The 21,221-nt window shown below is 38.6% G+C and carries 19 protein-coding genes and 2 riboswitches; of the genes, 1 reads left to right on the top strand and 18 read right to left on the bottom strand.

What is annotated here, in order from left to right:
- Window positions 1-200: 200 nt before the first annotated feature.
- The 14 genes from H8Z77_RS00870 to H8Z77_RS00805 all read right to left on the bottom strand — a co-directional run bounded on the left by H8Z77_RS00870 (window position 201) and on the right by H8Z77_RS00805 (window position 11,364).
- Complete coding sequence (locus H8Z77_RS00870) at window positions 201-743, bottom strand: SpoIIIAH-like family protein (RefSeq protein ID WP_069988205.1); 543 nt, start codon at window positions 741-743, stop codon at window positions 201-203.
- 12 nt (window positions 744-755) lie between these two features.
- A complete protein-coding gene (locus tag H8Z77_RS00865) occupies window positions 756-1,337 on the bottom strand; it encodes a SpoIIIAG-related protein (RefSeq protein ID WP_186995865.1) in 582 nt (193 codons plus the stop codon).
- A 15-nt stretch (window positions 1,338-1,352) separates the two neighbouring features.
- Window positions 1,353-1,817 (bottom strand): stage III sporulation protein AF, encoded by a 465-nt coding sequence (locus tag H8Z77_RS00860; RefSeq protein WP_186995864.1) that lies wholly within the window; start codon window positions 1,815-1,817, stop codon window positions 1,353-1,355.
- Entirely contained in the window at window positions 1,814-2,956 is a 1,143-nt protein-coding gene (locus tag H8Z77_RS00855) for a stage III sporulation protein AE (RefSeq protein ID WP_186995863.1), read from the bottom strand. The genes H8Z77_RS00860 and H8Z77_RS00855 overlap by 4 nt, the downstream gene beginning before the upstream one ends.
- Window positions 2,957-2,983: 27 nt before the next feature.
- Window positions 2,984-3,376, bottom strand: coding sequence for a SpoIIIAC/SpoIIIAD family protein (locus H8Z77_RS00850; RefSeq protein WP_069988201.1), 393 nt, complete (start codon window positions 3,374-3,376; stop codon window positions 2,984-2,986).
- Between the two features lie 9 nt (window positions 3,377-3,385).
- Window positions 3,386-3,583 carry a stage III sporulation protein AC gene (spoIIIAC, locus tag H8Z77_RS00845; protein WP_069988200.1) on the bottom strand — a complete coding sequence of 66 codons (198 nt, stop codon included), beginning with the start codon at window positions 3,581-3,583 and terminating at the stop codon, window positions 3,386-3,388.
- A 12-nt stretch (window positions 3,584-3,595) separates the two neighbouring features.
- Window positions 3,596-4,099 carry a stage III sporulation protein AB gene (locus H8Z77_RS00840; RefSeq protein ID WP_186995862.1) on the bottom strand — a complete coding sequence of 168 codons (504 nt, stop codon included), beginning with the start codon at window positions 4,097-4,099 and terminating at the stop codon, window positions 3,596-3,598.
- Window positions 4,047-4,976, bottom strand: coding sequence for an ATPase, T2SS/T4P/T4SS family (locus H8Z77_RS00835; RefSeq protein ID WP_186995861.1), 930 nt, complete (start codon window positions 4,974-4,976; stop codon window positions 4,047-4,049). Before H8Z77_RS00835 ends, H8Z77_RS00840 begins: the two co-directional genes overlap by 53 nt.
- A gap of 181 nt (window positions 4,977-5,157) precedes the next feature.
- Window positions 5,158-5,496, bottom strand: a complete 339-nt coding sequence (locus tag H8Z77_RS00830; protein ID WP_186995860.1) for an ASCH domain-containing protein — start codon at window positions 5,494-5,496, stop codon at window positions 5,158-5,160.
- 68 nt (window positions 5,497-5,564) lie between these two features.
- Entirely contained in the window at window positions 5,565-6,578 is a 1,014-nt protein-coding gene (locus tag H8Z77_RS00825; RefSeq protein WP_186995859.1) for a rod shape-determining protein, read from the bottom strand.
- 63 nt (window positions 6,579-6,641) lie between these two features.
- Entirely contained in the window at window positions 6,642-7,301 is a 660-nt protein-coding gene (locus H8Z77_RS00820; RefSeq protein WP_069988195.1) for a ComF family protein, read from the bottom strand.
- Window positions 7,298-9,514 (bottom strand): SF1B family DNA helicase RecD2, encoded by a 2,217-nt coding sequence (gene recD2 / locus H8Z77_RS00815; RefSeq protein WP_069988194.1) that lies wholly within the window; start codon window positions 9,512-9,514, stop codon window positions 7,298-7,300. Before recD2 ends, H8Z77_RS00820 begins: the two co-directional genes overlap by 4 nt.
- A 61-nt stretch (window positions 9,515-9,575) precedes the next feature.
- Window positions 9,576-9,938 carry a hypothetical protein gene (locus tag H8Z77_RS00810; protein ID WP_186995858.1) on the bottom strand — a complete coding sequence of 121 codons (363 nt, stop codon included), beginning with the start codon at window positions 9,936-9,938 and terminating at the stop codon, window positions 9,576-9,578.
- 58 nt (window positions 9,939-9,996) lie between these two features.
- Window positions 9,997-11,364 carry an MATE family efflux transporter gene (locus H8Z77_RS00805; RefSeq protein ID WP_186995857.1) on the bottom strand — a complete coding sequence of 456 codons (1,368 nt, stop codon included), beginning with the start codon at window positions 11,362-11,364 and terminating at the stop codon, window positions 9,997-9,999.
- Between the two features lie 118 nt (window positions 11,365-11,482).
- Between H8Z77_RS00805 and H8Z77_RS00800 the strand changes: the two genes are divergently transcribed.
- The gene (locus H8Z77_RS00800; RefSeq protein WP_186995856.1) at window positions 11,483-12,385 is read left to right on the top strand and encodes a LysR family transcriptional regulator; all 903 of its coding nucleotides are present in this window, start codon (window positions 11,483-11,485) and stop codon (window positions 12,383-12,385) included.
- A gap of 182 nt (window positions 12,386-12,567) precedes the next feature.
- On the opposite strand, the gene metK is transcribed toward H8Z77_RS00800, so the two are convergent.
- The 4 genes from metK to H8Z77_RS00780 all read right to left on the bottom strand — a co-directional run bounded on the left by metK (window position 12,568) and on the right by H8Z77_RS00780 (window position 20,733).
- Complete coding sequence (gene metK / locus H8Z77_RS00795) at window positions 12,568-13,758, bottom strand: methionine adenosyltransferase (RefSeq protein ID WP_069988190.1); 1,191 nt, start codon at window positions 13,756-13,758, stop codon at window positions 12,568-12,570.
- A 110-nt stretch (window positions 13,759-13,868) separates the two neighbouring features.
- Window positions 13,869-13,965, bottom strand: a riboswitch (SAM riboswitch).
- A gap of 151 nt (window positions 13,966-14,116) precedes the next feature.
- Window positions 14,117-14,335 carry a hypothetical protein gene (locus tag H8Z77_RS00790; protein ID WP_069988189.1) on the bottom strand — a complete coding sequence of 73 codons (219 nt, stop codon included), beginning with the start codon at window positions 14,333-14,335 and terminating at the stop codon, window positions 14,117-14,119.
- A gap of 362 nt (window positions 14,336-14,697) precedes the next feature.
- Window positions 14,698-15,402 carry an ECF transporter S component gene (locus H8Z77_RS00785; RefSeq protein WP_069988188.1) on the bottom strand — a complete coding sequence of 235 codons (705 nt, stop codon included), beginning with the start codon at window positions 15,400-15,402 and terminating at the stop codon, window positions 14,698-14,700.
- A 132-nt stretch (window positions 15,403-15,534) separates the two neighbouring features.
- Window positions 15,535-15,654: riboswitch (FMN riboswitch) on the bottom strand.
- Window positions 15,655-16,053: 399 nt separating this feature from the next.
- On the bottom strand, window positions 16,054-20,733 hold the full coding sequence (locus H8Z77_RS00780) for a family 78 glycoside hydrolase catalytic domain (RefSeq protein ID WP_186995855.1): 4,680 nt from the start codon (window positions 20,731-20,733) through the stop codon (window positions 16,054-16,056).
- Window positions 20,734-21,221 lie beyond the last annotated feature (488 nt).

Genomic DNA, 21,221 nt, shown 5'->3' with positions numbered 1-21,221 from the left:
CTTACACATAATGCTTCGCCATATACCATATTTTAGTCGTTAATATAATAAAAGTCAATTGTTAAAGTTGTTTTTCCACGATTAGTACAGATATAACAAAAAAATATTGGTTAAAACTAATAATAGATTATTTTATTTATATAAAATGTAAAAATAGCCTTAATCTTCCGATCAAATTTAAGAAAGATTAAGGCTCTTTTTTATTGTACTGGTGTAACTGTAATATTGGAAACATCTACATTGGTCTCAGATAAAATAATATCTTTGATTTGCGCCGCTTGTTCCGCAGTCATATCGGTTATTTTTACTACTACATTCGCTTTTTCATTATCTACATAAGCGATGCAGTCTTCAAATCCCTTCGCTTTTACTAAATTTTCTATCGTAGTCTCACTTTCCATTAACTTCGCAATACTTAGTGCTTCATTAGTAGCAGTTGCTTTTTCCTCACTGGACAAATCATCTTTTTCCAATAATTTTTTTAAATTTTCGGAAGCTTCATCTCTGGTTTTTTGTTTTTCTAAGCGTGCCTTCTCAAAATAATTGCTATCTGATGTTTTGGCATCTACCAGTTCCGCTTCCCCATAATTTGTTTGTGAAGTATTTCCATTTAATACATCTGTTACGGTAAGTGATTGGTCGCTATTAGCAAACTGCCAGTTTAAATAGACCGCAATCCCTAATATTAAAACCAGCGATGCCAGAACAATCTGTTTTTTCCCAATAATTGCATGTAATTTCATGATTTTTCCCCCTTAAGATATTGTTGCTGATTGTATCACCGAAACCCGTGTGGAGCTAATATTCAGTGCAGTTGTTACAGCATTTGTAAGATTCTCAACTACTTTGATATCCCCTCCGCCTTCACATACTACCACAACTCCTTTCACTGTAGGTTCTAACTCGGTTACGACCAGTGCCTGTTTCCCATCTTTTCCATCTATCACAGTTACATCTTGTTCTAATGTATTTTTATCGGTTGATTTTTTGTTTGCCCCTTCGTCAAAATCCTGAGTATTGTCGTTGGATTTTTTCTGGGAGTTCGCATATACATATTCAATGCCATTTTCCAGCGTTACCATTACCTTTGCTTTTCCAACCCCATTAATCCCCTCCGCCAACTCTGTTAATTTGGTTTCCAAATTAGAAGTATATTCTTCTGAGGTAATTGTCTCCTGAGTGGAAGTTGCCGAAGAATTATTTGTTTTATGTGGGATTACACTGGAAAGGAATATCAATAAAATTCCAATAATTCCAATAATAAATATTATTTTTGAAGTTTTTTTCCCCTGAAGCAAACGGTCAACCATTTGTTTCAAATTTATTTTTTGTTCCATCGAAAGAATCTCCCATTAGTCAGTATAAATAATCTGTGGAACCACACCAAGCTGATTTTGTATCAATTGTTCCATCTCCATCCGCTTCGATTGTAATGAACTGTCTGCCCAAACGGAAACCTCTACTGACGGTATTTCCTCTGTCCTATTTATACTTATTTTTATCTGGTCAATTTTAGTACCATTTTCCTCAAAAAGTTGTTTACAGTTTTGTTCTAGCATGATTTCTGCTTGCCGGTCCACATGTTGATCAATGAGCTGATTTAATTCCTCATTTTCTTCTGGCTGTTCCGAAATTACTGAAAAATTAAACTCAGGGGGGCTTGTAATAATTGGAGAAATCAAGCTGGTTAGTAAAAAAAGGTTAATGGAAAAGGTAGCTACCTTTTTCATACCGGAATTCGGAGCCAGCATAGAAAAAAGTGCCGCACCTGCCAGTGTAATACAAATTGTCATTGCCCATTCCTGTAATCCATTCATGAGGTAACACCTCCATTCCCCATCACCACCATTAAAGCGGTACACACAATGGTTAATACAGAAAAACTGATTAACAATGCAAGGACAATGCTCAACGTATCATAAACTGCCTGAAAAATCCCCTCTAAATTTTTTAATTGTAATACCTGCCCTGCTGCTGAGGAAACCTTTACCGCTGCCATATAAAATAAAACGGTTAAAATAGGGGGCAAAAAAGTTAAAATACAAGCAATTACTCCAAAAGACCCTACAGAGGATTTTACCAGCCCCAAGCAACCTTTCACGGAAATCAAAGCGTCACTTAAAGCGCTCCCTACAACAGGAACAAAGCTGCTCACCATAAATTTAGCTGTCTTCGCTGTTACACCATCCGCCGCAGAAGATACCATTGCCTGAGCGGAAAAGATTGCTGTAAATATAGTAAGGAGCAATGTAATCCCCCAAATCACTAGCTTTTTGACTGAGCTAGTTAATTTGGTAAAATACGTATGCCCGCTTAAGGATGACATGACTGACAGCGCCAAAAAAATTCCTAAAAACGGTACCACAATATAGGATACTGCTGCAGAAATAAATTGAATTGCACTGAATAATGCGGTATGGTATCCCAAGCCAGAAATTGGCGCGCCAGCCGCAGTAACAATACCGGTAAACACAGGGATAAAACAAAGCAGGAAATTACTTGCTCCCTTAATGGTTTCTACCCCATACTGGATACAGTTTGCCATTGGTACCATCAATACTCCAGAAATAGCCAAAATAGACACCATAGTGAACACCTGAGAAACCGAGCTTTCCACAGTACTTTGCATGGTTTGCAAAAGGGCACACAACAACATAATCCCAAAGCATAATGCCAGAAGATGAAGTGGCTTTGTCACTGTGTCTACAACGGTATCCCATAAATTTTTAAAAAAATCTCCAATATTAAAATTAAAAAGGTTTTCGGAAGACGGAGAATCAATTCCATTTTCTTCTAGTTGTTCTTCTACCCCTTCGGGAAGGTGATCCATCAATTCCTGTGTTTGCGCCGCATCATACTGCTCCTGTAATAGTTCCTCTGTTTCCGCCGATGCTGGAACGGTCAAAATAAAACAGCACATCACTACCATTATCATAATTTGAATGATCTTTTTCATTTTTTGTCCTTATCCTTACTGATTCCGTTATGACCCCAATTGAATCAATCCAACAGAAAGCTGTACTAAATTTGTAAATAACGGCATTGCAATTACGATAACCGAAACTTTTCCTGCAAGCTCTACTTTGGAAGCAATCGAACTATAGCCACTATCACGGCAGGTATCGGCAGCCAATTGGGTCACATAGCAAATTCCCAACGATTTTAATACTACGGATAAATACCCGCTATCAAACTCAACCCCCGCAACCAGTTTTCCTATGGTATCCAAAACTGGTGTTAAATTCACTAGGATAATCCCAAAAATTAAAATGCCACATAATAAAGCAGCCATCATAGAAATCTCCGGGTTCCATTGTTTTAATAATACGCAAATACAGGTTGTTACCAACGCAATCCCCACTACTGAAAAAAGCATAAGCTTCTCCTAATATAATCCAAATAGGGATTTTACCGTATCAAACAGGTTGCTTACTTCATTAATAATCATCATCAACACTACAATTAGTCCCGCTAATGTTGTCATCATCCCTTGTTCTTCCCTTCCCGAGCGGATGAGCACCTGGTTTAATACAGCCACAATAATCCCAATTGCCGCAATTTTAAAGATTAAATCCACATCCATGATTTTCCCCCGTTACACAACCAAAATCGCAACCGCAATTCCCGTTAAAATTCCTAGTGAACGGTATAATTTCCCTTTAGAATGGGCAAATTCTTCAGATTGCTGTAAATAATGTTGTAAATTTTGGCTGATTAATTCTAACGAACTCAATTGCCCTTCTACATCGGAAGCACCAAGTATTCTCCCCAATGAAGCTATTTGTTCCAAATCCTGCTGTTGAAAATGCTGGTTCGATTGTTCTAACGCTGTTTTCCAAGCAGATGGAAATGGTTCCCCTTGATCCATCTTTTGGTCACATTCTTTTAAAAAGGGAAGCTGTTGAAATTGGGAAGATTTGCCGAATTCATGGATCATCTGCTGAATTTCTTTTCCAGAATATCGGATTTCCGCTTTCATACATTCCACCAGTTCTACTGATTGCGCTAAAGCAATCCTTCGGTAAGAAAGTAGCTTTGCAAAATAATTACCAATTAGCGCTGGGCAGATTGCAATCAATAACACTCCGATAAGATGCATTAAATTCACCTGCTTTCACAATTGCATGAATATTACATGGAGATTGTTTCCCTTCTAACAAAACAATCTGGTCAAACGCATTTAAAGATAACATGTCCATGATATGTTTTCTCTTAGATAACTCCTCTAAGCTTCCTGCATGGGCGGTTGCAATAACAGATACCCCTGCATTCAAACAGGCCTCCACCGCAACTGCGTCCTGTTGGTCCCCAATTTCGTCACATACGATAATTTCTGGGCCCATTGTACGGATAGCATTCATCATACCATCTGATTTTTTCCATCCATCTAATATATCCGCATACCCCAAATCATTTTGTGGCACCCCATTGGAACAAGCAGCAATTTCTCCCCGGCTATCCACAACAACTACTTTTTTTGTTTTAGATACTTGGCGTACTAAATCTTTTAATAGTGTAGTTTTTCCACTGCCTGGAGCTCCCACTATTATGCTCCGTTCAGGTTGTCCATGTAATTGTTTTATGAATTGGTCCGCTACTCCAAAGACTTGGCGGGCAATCCTTAAATTAATGGAACTGATATTGCGGATGTTCACTACTTCTCCCTTAGCGTACACAGCTGTCCCACACAATCCTGCCCGGTGTCCTCCTCGGATAGTCAAATATCCTTGCCGTATTTCCTCCTCATGGCTATGTACAGAATATCCACACAAAGCGCGGAAACATTCAAACAACTCTCCTTGCCAAATGGTATGCTTTAAAAAATAATCACCTTCCGATGTCACCAAACAGATTGGTCTTCCAGAACGCAGGCGAATTTCCCGGATGGAATCCCTTAAACGTTCTGGCGTTTCCCGTAGGATGACCGAAGCAGTCTCCCTGCTTAAACCGTCTAAAGCCTGTTGAAATTCTTGCATTTTTTACCTCCTTTACCTGTTTGTCCTATTTGTATGCTGGTTGTCCATCAAATAGAACTAAAAATCTGATATACATGTAGTTGTAGTATTTTTTCGGTACACTCCTATAAACGATATCTGTAATTTTCACAACAAAAAAGCTTGTACAACCTATTGTTGTACAAGCTAACTGACATTAAATTCAAAGGGGTTGAATTCGTATTCCCAAAACTCCCTGCTTTTCTTGTTCTTCTGTATAAATCTCCCTAATTTCTCTTAACATCTGTTCTAGTGTTTGACCTTCACATCCAAACTCAACAGGATTAAATTTTTGGTATAATTCCTGAAATGTATTACATAAATACAATTCCGTTACCTTTACTGTAATGGATTCTTTTTGATCTGGAAGCTTTAAAAACTGAATTTCGTCCCCTGGTTTTAATTGTTTCCTTTTTTCATCATAACACCGTACTTCAATTGTTTTTCTTCCCTGTACAATGGTGTCAAATGGTTCAGAAAATAGTTTCATTTGATATCGCATTAAAATTTCCTCCATCGCTCTATTAAAACAAAAAACGGACAGGTACTCCCCATCCGTTTTTATTATGATTAATGCTTATGGGTAACCGCTGTTACAAAGCCATCCTGGAACTCATCCATCATTTTAAATGCCATAGTAGTCCCTTTTGCCACACACTCTAAAGGTTCTTCCGCTAAACTTGTGTGAATTCCCGTTTCCGCTTCTAATAGCTCGGACATATTTGCCATCAAAGCACCACCGCCTGCCAAAATGATGCCATTGGTATGCACATCCCCAATGAGTTCAGGAGGGGTTTGTTCTAGTACATCTTTTACAGCTTGGACAATTCTATCCAAATTATCATGAATTGCCTCATAAATTTCTTCTTGTGTTACAGTCACCATTTGTGGAAGGCCATTATAGGCATTCCTTCCTTTTACAGTAGCAGAAATACCTGGTTGTGGATCGAGTGCAGTACCAATTTCTATTTTGATCTGTTCCGCCATCCTCTGCCCAATATGAAGTTTATGCTTCATTAAAATATACTTGATAATGCCTTCATCCATATTGGAACCACCTGTTTTGATGGATTCACTTTTTACAATACCATTTAAAGAGATTACAGCAGCATCCGTAGTCCCACCACCAATATCCACAATCATCCATCCATTTGGTTGGGAGATGTCAATCCCTGCCCCTAATGCAGCGGCAATTGGTTCATCAATTAAATGCACCTGGCGGGCACCTGCCGCAACAGCAGCATCCACTACTGCACGGCGTTCTACATCCGTAATTAAAGAGTGGACACTGATGACAACACGAGGCTTCATCAACATAGCGTTGCTTACTTTTTTTAAAAATTCCTGAATCATAATTTCGTTTAAACGGTAATCCGAAATGACTCCATTCACAATAGGATGGGTTGCAATAATATTTTCTGGTGTCCTACCAATCATATCAAAGGCATATCTGCCCACTGCCTTAAGTTCATCCGTATCCATATTCACAGCTACTACAGCTGGCTCGTCCAATACAATTTTTCCATTAATCGCAATAATAACCGAAGAAGTCCCTAAGTCAATACCAATATCACAAGTTGCCATTTAATTTCTCTCCTCTGAGCAGTATACTACTTATTATTATAACAAATACCAGCATTTTTTCAACTATTCTTCCAATAAGTTCATGATATTGTAATTTTTCGGTGGAGTGGCAGCAAATACTGCTGAAAAAACAGAGCTTGCGCCACTTTGGTATAATACTTTGGCGCACTCCGCTAAAGTAGAACCTGTTGTAATGATATCATCTACCAATAAAATATGTTTTCCTTGTACCATCTGCTGATCTGCCTGAAAACAGTTCAACAAATTACGCCGCCTTTGTTCATAGGGAAGATCATGCTGTTTTTGAGTTTGTTTTACTTTTATCAAAGCTTTTGACAAATAGGGTATTTTTAATTGGCGTGATATCCCTTTCGCCAATAAGTGAGATAAGTTCACATCATTATGATTCCCACGATAGGAAGGAATAGCCAGGATACCATCAAAATTTTTATTTGTAAATTTCAACTTTTGTACGATACATTCTATAAACTGGCGTTTATGGTAGAGTTGGTCGTGGAATTTGCAATCCAATACCGCTTTTCGAATTGGACCAACATACCAGTAAACAGCAGTATATTGCTGAATCCATTTACAATCCATTATCTCATACTGGAATTGCAATATCTTTTGTTTTTCACCGCATTGTATACAGCATGTCCCTTCTGGAATCACCTTGTCACATAGGATACATCTACGGGGATAAATCCATTCCATCCAGCTCATTCTTGTTCACCAAATACTTTCTGTTGTAAAAAATACTTTAACCCTGTATAACGGTAATTAATTTTTACCTGATTAGTCATATTAGCGACACTGCGGGAGGACCCAACCAAAATCAACATCTCTTTCGCTCTGGTAATCCCGGTATATAACAGGTTGCGATTATAAAACTCGCTTTGTCCACCCATAATTGGCATAATAACTGCACGGAATTCATTCCCCTGGCTTTTGTGGATGGTAATGGCATACGCCAGTTCCAATTCCCTTGCCATTTCAAAGGTATAGGTTGCCAATCGTCCATCAAAATCAATGGTCAACGTACCTGTTCCACGCTGTATCTTCACAATTCGTCCAATGTCACCATTAAAGATGCCTTGCCCTTCTTCTCCATCTTTTTTCCATCGAATATCATAATTGTTTCGGACTTGCATCACCTTGTCATATTCCCGGAAGGTATACAATCCAAACGAAAACTCCTGTTTTCCTTTTTCCGCTGGATTAATCCTGCTTTGTATCAGCTTATTTAACTCCACAGTACCAATGATTGTTTTTCTGGAAGGGCAGATGACCTGGATGTCATCAAACGGGGAATACTGATAGCTTTTTGGCAGCCGTACCGCACATAAATCCCCAATGGTTTTCGCTGTTGTTTCCAAATTAGGACGCCCCAAAAAGAAAAAATCATTATCTGTATGTTCTAACTCCGGAAGTTCCCCATGGACAATGGCATGGGCGTTGGTAATAATCAAGCTTTGGGCAGACTGGCGGAAAATATCCTTTAATTCCACAACAGGAATACAATCGCTAGAAATCAAATCCTTTAGCACATTGCCGGCAGAAACAGAGGGAAGCTGGTTTCCATCCCCAGTTAAAATGACCTTACATCCCCGTTTTGCTGCCTTGAGCAAGGAACAAAACAATAGGCTATCCACCATGGACATCTCATCCACAATAATAGCGTCATATTTTAAAGGGTTATGTTCATGATGGACAAACTCCTGCTGTTCCCCCCGCTGCATCTGAACTCCCAACATACGGTGGATTGTAGTTGCGTTTTGTCCTGTCACCTCGGAAAGCCGTTTGGCTGCCCTCCCTGTAGGGGCACAAATTCCCACATGATATCCCTGCTGCTCCAAAATGGAAATAACCGCGTTTAAAATCGTCGTTTTTCCTGTACCAGGACCACCAGTTAAAATAAAAATATCATTGGCAATTGCTTCCCGTATTGCTTTCCGCTGTAAAGGGGCATATTGTAACCCACAAGCCTCTTCTTCCAAGTCAATCACCGCTTCCAGAGATTCCACATCTTCTGGTTCCTTTTCCAGCATTTCATAGATGCGGGTAGCAATATATTGTTCTGCCAAATAAAATACCGGCAAAAACACAAATGTTTTACCCCGTTCCATAGTAAAATACCGGTGCAGCTCAATCTGCTGATCCAAAGTGTCTTCTATTTCGTATCGGTCCAATCCCAACAGATTGGCACAAACACCAATCAAACTTTCCTTGGGTACACAAGTGTGCCCATTTTCCCTGGCATTGTGGCGGAGTACATAATCTATCCCTGATTTAATCCTGTTAGCGTCATTTTGTGGAATAGATAATTGTTGCGCGATCTGGTCTACTGACCCAAAAGGCAGCCCAATTTCCTCCAGACAGAGGTTATAAGGGTTATTTTGCAGTACTTCAATGGCCATAGGTCCCCATTTGCTCCATACCCGCACACTCTCAGAAGGTTTCATGCCAAACCGCTCCAAAAACAGCATTACCTTCCGTACGCCAAAAAGTTGTTCAAACTCGCCGGATAATTCCTTTGCTTTTTTTGGAGAAATTCCCTTTACTTCCGTCAATCGTTCTGGTGTCGCCTCAATAATCTGAAGGGTATCTTCCCCAAACTGGTCTACGATCCTTTGGGCAATAGCAGGACCAATCCCTTTGATAGCTCCGGAACCCAAAAACTTTTTAATTGCCCGTACAGTAGTAGGTAACTTCCGTTCAAATAGTTGAACTTTAAATTGCAAACCAAAATTAGGGTGAGTTGTATACCATCCGGTCAACAGAAGCTCTTCCCCCTGTTCCACCGATGCCAACTCACCCACCACTGTGATTAATTCGGTATCTGTACTAGCTTCCAACACACAAAAACCAGTATCCTCATTTTTAAAAATAATCTCTTCTACACATACATGCAGTTGAATAACCTGCGGTTGATCCATATATGCCTTCCACTCTTCTACATAAAATTACAATGTTCTTTCCTTATCTAGTATACTGAATCTACTTCACAAATGCAAGCTGTTCAAACATTTCTGGTATCTCCCGTTGAAATTCGTCCTGGGTATATAGCTGCGCATGGTTCATATCCTGGCAGATCATCTGGCAAATTTGTTCTGTTTCTACATCCATTCCCATATTTAACAGGATAATCTGGCTATTCTTGCTGTTTTTGTTCCAACGTGCCTGATTGATTACATTCCGTACCACTAGTTCGACATTGTCAATTTTTCCGCTTAGTGGAAGGATCCAAACCATATTTAATTTTTGCTTTCCAAACACAATTTTTTGCTCAATCCATCCAAAAATTTCTACCAGCCCAATGACTGCTGCAATTAAAATAACTGTATATAATATGTAACTCATCACCGACTCCTCCTTTTTCCTATACTATGATAGCAAGAAAGATTTGGTGAACATATTGTTAGTTTCGTTCCTTTTTGTGGTTCAGTTCTGGCATAATGGTAATGAGCATAGTGATAAAGCAAGCACATCCTCCAACTAAATTAGAGATGGGTTCCGCCCAAAAGACACCGTCAACTCCCCATCTGTTTATCATTGGCAAGAAAATAGTAAGTGGAACGACAATAATAGCCTTGCGAAATAATGAAAAAAAAGTCGCTTTTTTTGCTTTTCCCAATGCTACAAAGACACACTGTCCCGCAAACTGCAACGCCATAAAACAAAAACCAAAAAAATAAATATGTAATGCGGGAACCCCTTCAGACAACAGTTCCCCGCTACCATCGAAAATACGAATAAACGGCTCCGGCCATAGCCGTAATACACCCCATGCTACCAACGTATAGGCGACACAAACACCAGTTACAAAGAAAATCGCTTTTTTCACCCTATGATATGTGGATTCCCCATAATTGTAGCTCATTACTGGAGAAGCTCCATTGGTAAGCCCCATCACTGGCATGGTGAAGATTTCACGGATGGAATTCAATACCGTCATTACCCCTACATAAATATCCCCACCATAATTCTGTAAGGTAGCATTGCATACAATTTGTACTAAGCTATTAGTAAACGCCATAATAAAACCGGAAACACCCAATCCCATAATGGAACAAATCCGTTTCCATTTTAACTTCATTGCCTGTTTTTTTAGGTGCAGTTCAGCCTTTTTCCCAGTTAAAAATTTGAGTACCCACAGTGCGGAACACATCTGAGAAATAACAGTAGCAATAGCTGCTCCACGTACTCCCATATGGAACACAAAAATAAACAATGGGTCCAAGATAATATTTAACACTGCACCAATCAGTACTGTAAGCATCCCCATATTTCCAAATCCTTGACTATTAATAAACGGGTTCATCCCTAAAGAAATCATTACAAAAATAGTTCCTAACAGATAAATCTGGATATAGGATTCCGCATAAGGGAAAGTGGTGTCGCTGGCACCAAACGCATACAAAATTGGCTTATAAAATAGCAGTCCGATGATCATCAGGGCAATCCCTGTGCCAACCAGCATGACAAAGGTATTCCCCATAATATATTCCGCTTCTTTTGTATTTCCTTTTCCTCGTTCCATCGCGCATAAGGGACCACCGCCATTGCCAAATAAATAGGTGAATGCGGTAATTAACGTAATGATTGGAAAGCAGAGCCCTACCCCTGTTAAAGCAATACTTCCAATCCCTTCAATCCTTCCAATATACATACGGTCCACAATGTTATATAGTAAATTTAAAAATTGCGCTACTGTCATCGGAACCGCAACTTCCAAAATATTTTTATATACACTTCCTTTGGAAAAATCCGTTTGATGGGTATGCATTCTGTTTCCTCCAAACCGCTCATTTTCTATATATTTTATTATACTACACTCTTTCTATATTTTATAATATATGTTATCATATAGAATAATAGATTTTAACCTATAGAAAGGAATAAAAATGAAATTACTACAATTATATTATTTTAATTGTGTGGCAGAATCCCAGTGTATATCAAAAACCGCAAAGGCATTACACATTGCACAGCCCTCTTTGACCCAAACCATCAAGCGATTGGAACGGGAAATTGGTGCTCCATTATTTGACCATGTGGGCAGGCAGATTGTATTAAATACATATGGAAAAATCCTATATGATCGGACAAGAACCATCTTCGCATCTTTAAATCAGGCAAAATCGGAAATTTTATACCAAACAAACCAGAAAAAACGAACTATTACTCTATCTGTCCACTGCGCATCTCCAATTCTGCCTGGACTGGTCCAGTCTTTTAAAATGAAATATCCTGATATTCTGCTTCGGGTTTATCAATCCAGTGATTTGGAACACGATAAAAAAGATGTGGATTTAAAAATATCCGCTTACACTTCTATAGAAAATCTTTCTCCGGAATCTTCTACCTTGTTGTTAGAGGAAAATCTAGTAATTGCCAAACCCTTCAATTATATTCCTAATGATCCAGCCAAATTCGATACCTCTGTTTTATCCCTCAAAAACTTTTGTAACGAATCGTTTATTAGTTTGACAGAAAAATCCAATTTATATGAAATCCTACAGTCCTGCTGTCAGCAATATGGATTTACTCCCAATATTTCTTTATTCTGTGATAATCCTCAAGTATTCCGTGAAATGTTGAAATTAGGTATGGGAGTATCCCTCATACCCGAACAGAGCTGGGCGGAAATTATTAAAACCTTACCTGATTTATTGACGATTATTCCAATCCATTCCCCAGCCAGCAAACGTTATATCTACCTAACATGGGAAAAAGAAAAATACCAATCCGAAGCGGTATTGGCCATGAAACAGCATATTATTGACTATTTTTCCAAACTCATATAAAGATCAGTCCAGCCCTATTGATTACATCAAAAAAGGAGGTATTTAATATACCTCCTTTTTTACAATTGCTTTCCTGCAAAATTTCTTGAAAAGAACCATGCCAAATAAAACAATTAATGTAATATTCTATTGCAGTTTACCGGCAACCATCAAGCGAAGCTTGCACATACCACCGACCATAATTAAATGGATTGGATTGCTGCCTTTAAGGCATCAATACGGTCTGTTTTCTCCCAAGCAACTCCTAAGTCTTCACGGCCAATGTGTCCATAAGCAGCTAGCTGGCGGTAAATTGGTTTTCTCAAATCCAAATCTCGAATGATAGCAGCTGGACGAAGGTCAAACACCTTTGTTACAGCCTGAGAAAGTTGTTCATTGGTGTATTCACTAGTTCCAAAAGTATCCACCATTATTGAGACAGGATGGGCTACCCCAATGGCATAAGCAAGTTCTACTTCGCATTTACGAGCCAAACCTGCTGCTACAATATTTTTCGCAACATATCTTGCGGCATAAGCAGCACTGCGGTCTACCTTAGTTGGGTCTTTTCCAGAAAAGGCACCGCCTCCATGGCGCGCATACCCACCATATGTATCCACAATAATCTTTCTACCAGTTAATCCACTATCCCCTTGTGGTCCACCAATTACAAAACGACCTGTTGGATTGATAAAATACTTGGTATTTTCGTCCAATAAGCTAGGATCAATCACTGGCTTTACTACATATTCCACTAAATCTGTCCGGATTTGCTCCAAAGTTACATCATCGCTGTGCTGAGTAGAAATAACAATAGTGTCAATCCTTACAGGACGATCGTCTTCATATTCTACAGTAACTTGGGTCTTTCCATCAGGACGTAGGTAGTTTAAGGTACCGTTTTTCCGGACTTCCGTCAAACGTTTTGCTAGTTTATGTGCATAGGCAATTGGCATTGGCATCAATTCAGGAGTTTCATCACAAGCAAAACCAAACATCATTCCCTGGTCTCCAGCACCAGTTGCATTTTCTTCATCTTGAACAGACTGTCCACGGTTTTCTAACGCAAAATCCACTCCCATAGCAATATCAGCGGATTGCTCATCTATGCTGGATAATACAGCGCAGGTTTGTCCATCAAAACCATATTTCGCTCGGTCATAGCCAATATCCAACACTACTTCCCTTGCAATTTTCGGAAAATCCACATAACAATTAGTAGAAATTTCTCCCATTAACATTACCATACCAGTGGTACAAACAGTTTCGCAAGCAACTCTAGCATTTGGATCTTTGGCAATAATCGCATCTAACACAGCATCCGAAATCTGGTCACAAATTTTATCTGGATGTCCTTCTGTAACAGACTCAGAAGTAAATAAAAATTTTGCCATTTTAATTCCTCCTCGTACAAAAACTATAAAATATTACAAATATGATACAAATAAATACAATAAAAAAATACCCAGTTATAAAACCGGGCATAATTATTGGCAACATTAAAAACTTATCTCTCGGAAAAAACCGCAGGAATTGGCACCTTACTGAAAAGGTTGCCGTGGCTTCATAGGTCCCGGTACCTCCACCACTCTTGATAAGTTTACATGATTATATCAAGTTAAGAACATTTTTTATTATACACGAATCTTTTTATTTGTCAATACAAAACTATAGATTTGCCATAAATAGGAATGGTCCTTTGTTGAGGGGGAACAAAGGACCATTTCATGTTATTCTTTTTTCAATTCACTATTAAACAATCTGGTTTACTTGACGTTCTACCCAATCGGATTCTGTTACAACATATACATCCTGGCTAAAATCAAGAGCAAACAACCCGATAAAAGATTTTGCGTCTACTTTTACAGAACCATCTAAAGAATGTAAGAAAACAGGTTCTTCTACTTCACAAGCAATTTGTTGTAATTTTTGGATGTCACTAATTGAATGAAAATGTTTTTTGATCATCATAATCGATCATTCCTTTCTATTTCCTCACAAAATTTGTATGCGATTGACTCTTTCTAATTCTTCTGGTATTCAGAAGGCATCCTCTTTTTGAATGCACCTTTATTATAATACTTCAGCTCAACTATTTCAATAGTTTTTTCCAAAAAAACTATGCAAGATTACCATTTTTAGCAGTATTTTGAAATTCGCCTTAGTTCCTATTCCGTTATTGGTTAGTATGACTATTTTTATTCACATTGGCTCTTTTAGCTTGTATACTCCAAGATTCAATTTGTATGATTGCATAAATAAATGAAAATAATTTTATACAAATCAACTAATTAATTATTTGAATGTTTTTACAAATAAACAAGCTCATTTTCTTATATAACATGATTCATTACCAATAAAATTAATGCGACTGTTGCTAGCACAAAAACAGATATAATAATAGACCATATCTGTTTCGAATGATTAGAAGATGTTTTAGACATACTAGCCGATTCCCCTACAAGTCCAGTTTTTCTCAATGCAGTGACAATTGGTTTATATAAAATCATAGTAAAGGCCGCATTGATTGCTCCCTTAATTAAATTAAATGGGAGAAAAGCAGGCATTAACATCTGCACAACTGTTTCTCTTGGAACCCCCATATAAAGTGGAGTAATCAAATAGTTCCACAACAACATTAAAATTGTCATTGATGCAACGCCGCAGATTAATCCTGCCACTGCACCTTTCATAGTATGGTTCTTCCGGTAAATCAAGCCAGCAATTGTAGCAAAACCAACAGTAGAAACGATATTCATTATCATACCAATTGGGCCTGTGGTGCTAATGGTCACCATTTCAATAAAAGACACAACAACAGACATCAATATGGATTCCAATGGACCAAATAAGAATGCTCCTATTGTAATAATAACATCCTTTGGCTCATACTTTAAAAATTCTACCCCAGGTACAATTGGAATATTTACCACAAGCACTAAAATAAACGCCATAGCGCTAAATACGGCTAACAGTACCAATTTACGTACATTTAACTTACTGCTTGAATGATTTTGAATGGATGATTTGGTTGACATAATAATATTACCTCCTTTATATCAGAGGTCTGCTCAGCACCTGTTGAACATTGCAAAACAAAAAACGCCTATGGATACATTCGTTCCATAGGCGCTACGATCTGTTTTATTCCTATTATTTTACAACAGGCAATATCGTTTCTTTCATCCGGACTATAACCGTTGGTTTTGGAATTACACCAAATCAACCTTATCAAAAGGCTCGCGGACTTTACCGCCAGTGGAGAATTTCACTCCGCCCTGAAACAGACTTCCTGCTTTTGAGTATAATACAAAAACAGCTATCTGTCAAGAGAAACAGTGACTGATATCTGATAATTGTTCAATCTTAAACAATAGATATTATAGTACTTAATCAAATTTTTGATTTATCACTATCGGCTTATACAGTAGATTATACTAGCTCTATAAGAGACTGTTGCTGATAATCAGTCCAAGATTTGTTTGTATTATTTGCCCTGTAATCCATAAACAGATGATTTTCATTCTAAATAGAATCTGCCTAGTTAGCGACTTGCTTTACTTGATAAGAAAAAATTATTTATGCTGATTTTCTATCAGAAGAGTTAGTGATTTCTATAACTAATAAGATTCCATAAAAAACTAGGGGAACCAAATGGTTTCCCTAGTTTTTAATTTAAAATATGAAGTTTACTTTTTCTTGCGGAAAATTAGCAATGCTGCGCTAGATAAGCCAAGTGCAGCTAAACTTACAATTGGAGCAAAATCCCCTGTTTTCGCTGCGTTTGATTTGGTTGTGGTACTTTCCTGCCCTGTTTGGACAGCGTTATTATCAGTAGATGGTGTTTCTGTTGCCGTCTCTTCTATTGCTACTAAACCATCCATTGCACTCTGTACATTGGCTACTGCTGTATCTACTTCTTCCTGGGTTGCGTTTTCATTTTCCAGTACTGCTTTTGCTTCATTTACTGCTGCTGTCAGTACTGCGTAGCTTTCTGCTGTGTAGCTGCTTGCATCTACTTTTCCTGCTTCCGCTACCACTTCTTCCAGAATGGTTTTATCCGCTTTGTATCTCAGGTTCAGTATTGCGTTTAGCAGATTATCTGCTGCTTCATTGATTTCTGACTGCATTGCATCACCATTTTGGTAAACTGCTTGTGCTGTTTCCAATGCTGCGGTGAAATCCGCTTTACCTGCTTCTATATAACGGTCTAGTTCAGCATTAATTCCGTTTGCTGCTTCGATTAAGCTTGCTAGTTCTGCTTTATCCCCTGCGATAAATCCTAATTTATGGATTTCGTTCAACAAGGTCTGCCATGCAACATCCACTTCTTTCTGTGTTGCTACCGCATTGTCTGCCACTGCTTTCGCATTTTCCAATGCTTTATCAAAGGATTTTTGTACCGATTCAATGGCGTTATCATATTCTTCACTAGCTTTGGCGTTTTCTGCATACTTAATGACCGTTTTTAAAATTGATTTGTTAGTTGTTTGTTCGGATACAGGAACATTGTATACCTCAATTTCTGTAAACTGCAAACGATATGGTGTTGGGTTATCTGGAATACTTTCACCAGCCGCATATTCTCCCAATTTGGTGACATGAATCCGGATATATTGGGCAGTCGTAGAATCAAATTGCCAGGTAACTGGCTGTTGCATTGGATCAGGTTGATTTTGGACGGAAACGACAGTCTGAAAATTGGTTCCATCATTACTAACCTGAATTTCATAATCCGTTGGGAAATTGGCTGTTTTTCCTTCCCAGGAACCAACACTCAAACGAGGATATAAAACAACTTGATTTACCTGTTGTTGCTGCCCAAGATTAAGGGTAATATCAATTGGATTTTCTAATACTTGGCTATGATAAGCATCTGTCGTGTATCCAATTCTTCCAGCATCATCTTTTGCTTTATAACCATCGGTTAAGTATTCAGTCCCCCACATACCTGGTGACTGGACAGATTCTGAAGCGGAAACAGATTGATTGAGGGCCAGGTTTACTTTTTTGTTTGCCATCATTTGGTCGTAAGCTGTTTGGAGATCGGTGATTGTTTTCGTAATTTCCGTTTCATCTTGGCTTTGGGTATCGCATAATTCCTGTGCATGTGCTAAAACCTGTTTAAATTGTTCCGCATAAATTTCGTCAATACAATTGCTGGTATCCGCTAATTCCATTTGATAGACCAGCAGTTGCAGTTGTTGCAATGGAGTAAATGTATCGTCAGCATCCTGATGTGGAGCGATTCTTACCGCATCGGCAATCACATATTCATCTGCATCATTTGTGATAACGATAGAAATGGTATCTCCTGCTTTTGCGGTGTATGTTCCTAATAGATTCCACTGTCCTCCGTTAATTTCTTGATTCTTTCGGATAGTTTCAGTTACATTTCCACAATGAATGGTATATGGAGTGTTAGTGGCTCTGTTGGAATGGACACCCCACCAAGCAAATACATCGTATTCGCCATCCTCTTCAATGGTAGTGGTGTAGGTTGCGGAAGCAGTTGGTTCACCAGAAACCCAACCAATATAATGGAATCCATCTCCATACCGGTCATTGTGGTTGGAAGCTGTTTCGTGAACCCATTCGTTTGTATAAGTTGCCTGATCATCATCAATGACAATTCCTGTTTCTTCTTCCTCTCCAATATCAGGAGTATGAAGTGGTTCTCCAGTAACCTGAAAGGAATAGGTACCACTGCCTGCTGTAAATATAATATAACCATCCTGCTTTTCTGCCTGTTGCAATCCATCTACTCCGGAAATAAAATGGTTATTTTCAAATACAGAAACACCGGATTCGCTTACCACAAGCTGATCCATATCATTATCTGGCACATAAATTTTAGCTGTTACATTAGCTGGAATAGTAACTTCCATAGTAAACTGATTTTCGCTGACAACATTCCAGTTAGTAGTGATTGTTCCCTTTATAGTTGGAATAGAAGTTCTTGCCCATTCCAGTCCTCCAGTAACAGGTTTGATGTCCACAGTTTCAAATCCTCCACTACTTGGATGAATTCCACCTACATATCTAGGTAGAATGTAAGAAGGATAGGCTGTCCAAGCATGGTTACCCATATTATCAATACTCAGTTCTCCAAAAGATTCCCAGTTTGTGTTATTAGTGGAAAGCATGGTATCATAACGTGCAAAATCCTGGGTGGCGATTTTGCCTAAACCTGCGGTATACAAACCATTATATAAAGCATCGCCGCCATATCCGCCAACATCATAGTTGTTTTTTTGTTTTGCCAGCCAGGTGACAACACGGTCATAAAATGCTTCTGGTACAACGCCGCTTCTCAACGCCCATGCGGTTCCTAGTGGATGGGTTTGTCCGCTTCCAGAACTGGTCTTGTATTTTTCACCGTTTACCAATAGATTGCGGTTGATTGCTTGTTTTAATTCTTCTGCTTGTTTCGCATAATGGTCTGCATCAGAATCGTTTCCAATTGTTTTTGCGATATTGGAAGCAATATTAAAATTCATATACAATTGGCTATTGGTTGCAATATTATCCCCGCCGTTCTCCAAACTTCCTCCAGCGTAGTCAGAAGCCCGCCAGCCTGGAGGATTATACAGACCAGTCCCAGTGGATTTATATTGTTCCATATAATCCATAAACTGGATTAAATTTGAATAATAGTCTTGTAGCAAGTTTACATTGCCACTAAACAGATACTGTTCCCATAGCATCATTGGCCAATACATTGACCATTCCGCCATTTCGGAATAATAATCTCTAGCTGGGCTACAGGTTAAAAAGTTACCACTGTCCAATTGTTCACCAGCATAATCCTTAATGATTTTATCCATTACCATGGTGTTTGCATGATTGTAGAGATAACCAATTCCAATGTTCCAGGAGTCCGCAGTCCAAGGGCTTTGTTCACGGTTGGCGTCTACGCTGATAATCCCTTGTTGGATATTCTGCCTACCAGAGCGTTCACACATTTCGAATACTGCATTTAAACGTTCATTCGAGGTTTGAAAACTGCCCTGTAAATCAACATCGGAATATGCTACAATCCCTTTTACATCGTCAGCGGTAAGTGTCCCTTGATATCCGGAAATTTCTAGTAACCGGAAACTGGTGTGCCGCACATAGGGTGTTTTGAAAGTTTCTTCACCGCCGGAGCAGACATAGGTGTCATACCCAGCGTCTCCCCAGCCTTGTTCCACTTCCCAATACTGTATTTTTACCTGAGAACCAGCCGTATTGTTATGGAGTTTCAATTCTGGCCATCCAGTCAAACATTTGCCAAAATCGACTAGCCATTTATCTCCCTGTTGGGTGATTGAAACAGGTTCCATCCACTCTTTTTCTTTTTCTTCGCTTACCAATTGGGCATAAAGCTGGTAGTTGCTCCGGTCCACTACCGTTGCGTTTTGCCAGGATTGGTCATCAAATCCGACTGTATTCCAACCATCCATCTCTTTCTGGGAATCATAATAGATAGAAGCACGATTGTTTACTCCGCCATAATGTCCAAAATAAACAGGATCTTCCTCTTTGTATGGAGTAGTTGGGGATACCTTCCAGGTATCATCTGTTTTGATGATATCGGTAGAACCATCTTCATAAGTAATATGGGCTTCCAGGATATAAGCCGGTGAAGCGTTTACTCCAGAGTCAGACCAGGCACCATGCCAATGGGCTAAAGAGGCAAATACATTTTCCCCTTCCTGCAATTGTCCTGTAATATCATATGCACAATATTGGCCATATGTATATGGGTCGCTTCTAGCGGGACCTACCCCAACAAAGTTTCCATTTACATAGAGTTGGTAATCGTTATGTGCAGAAGTATAAACAACCGCTTGTTTGATTGGCTGGTTAACCTGGAATGATTTACGGAAATAAGCAAAGTTGTTTTGATTTTCGGTGCCATCCCAAATATAATCTGCCTGCCACTCTGTTGTATTTAAACCAATCCGGAAAGAAGAGGGACTACTGTATTCACTGACATTATTAAAATTATCCCATGTGCGAACTTTCCAATCATATTCTGTGTCAGAAGCCAGTGCTGGTCCATTGTAAGAAACATAGGAAGACTGGTTGGAGTTCACTTTTCCACTATCCCAAACCTGTTTTCCAGAAAGATTTTCTGTCACAATAATCTGGTAGGCTGTTTGATAGCAACCCCTCTTATTACTCTGCATTTCCCAAGAGAATAAAGGGGAGCCGGGATCAATTGCTTCTGGAGAATCCACTCCGTTCGTCAATAACTCCTGAACTACAAGAGGGCTTTGATGCTCCTCAGCATAGCTAAATACTATGTTTGTGCTGCCCAATAAGCAGGCAGCTAATAACCCAGCCGCAAGCCGTTTGGCTAAAATAAAATTTTTCTTTCTCATTTTTTCCTCCTAAACTTTATGGTTGATATTAGTGAATTAAAATAAAAGCGAGCACCTCCTTTTATTAGATAAATTAAACAAAAAATATAAACGAATATTAATTTTATTATAATTATATAAAAATAAATTGTCAATTAGGATTGAGCAAAATTTATAACTCATTATATAGGTTTGGAATTTGTATCCTCCTATCTGAAATCTTGCATTTCTATAACAAAGGCTATTTTTTATTTCCTTATACTAATATACTAAAAATTTTTTTGAATGAAATCTATAAGCTGGACTTTCAAGCAGAGAATAAAACAAAACTGCAAGCGTTGTATAATAAAATGAGTAAAGTAGATCTGGATGGTTACAAGGATGGTACATTCAAAAAAACTTTATAAAAGCATTGGAACAGTCAGCAACAGTATTGGCAGATCCAGATGCAATGCAAAAAATTAACAGAGCATACGACGAACTGGGAACAGTATATAAAAACCAGCAGA

This window comes from Clostridium facile (assembly GCF_014297275.1).
GTDB classification, from domain to species: domain Bacteria; phylum Bacillota; class Clostridia; order Oscillospirales; family Ruminococcaceae; genus Massilioclostridium; species Massilioclostridium facile.
This window is presented reverse-complemented; position numbering and strand designations above follow the sequence as displayed.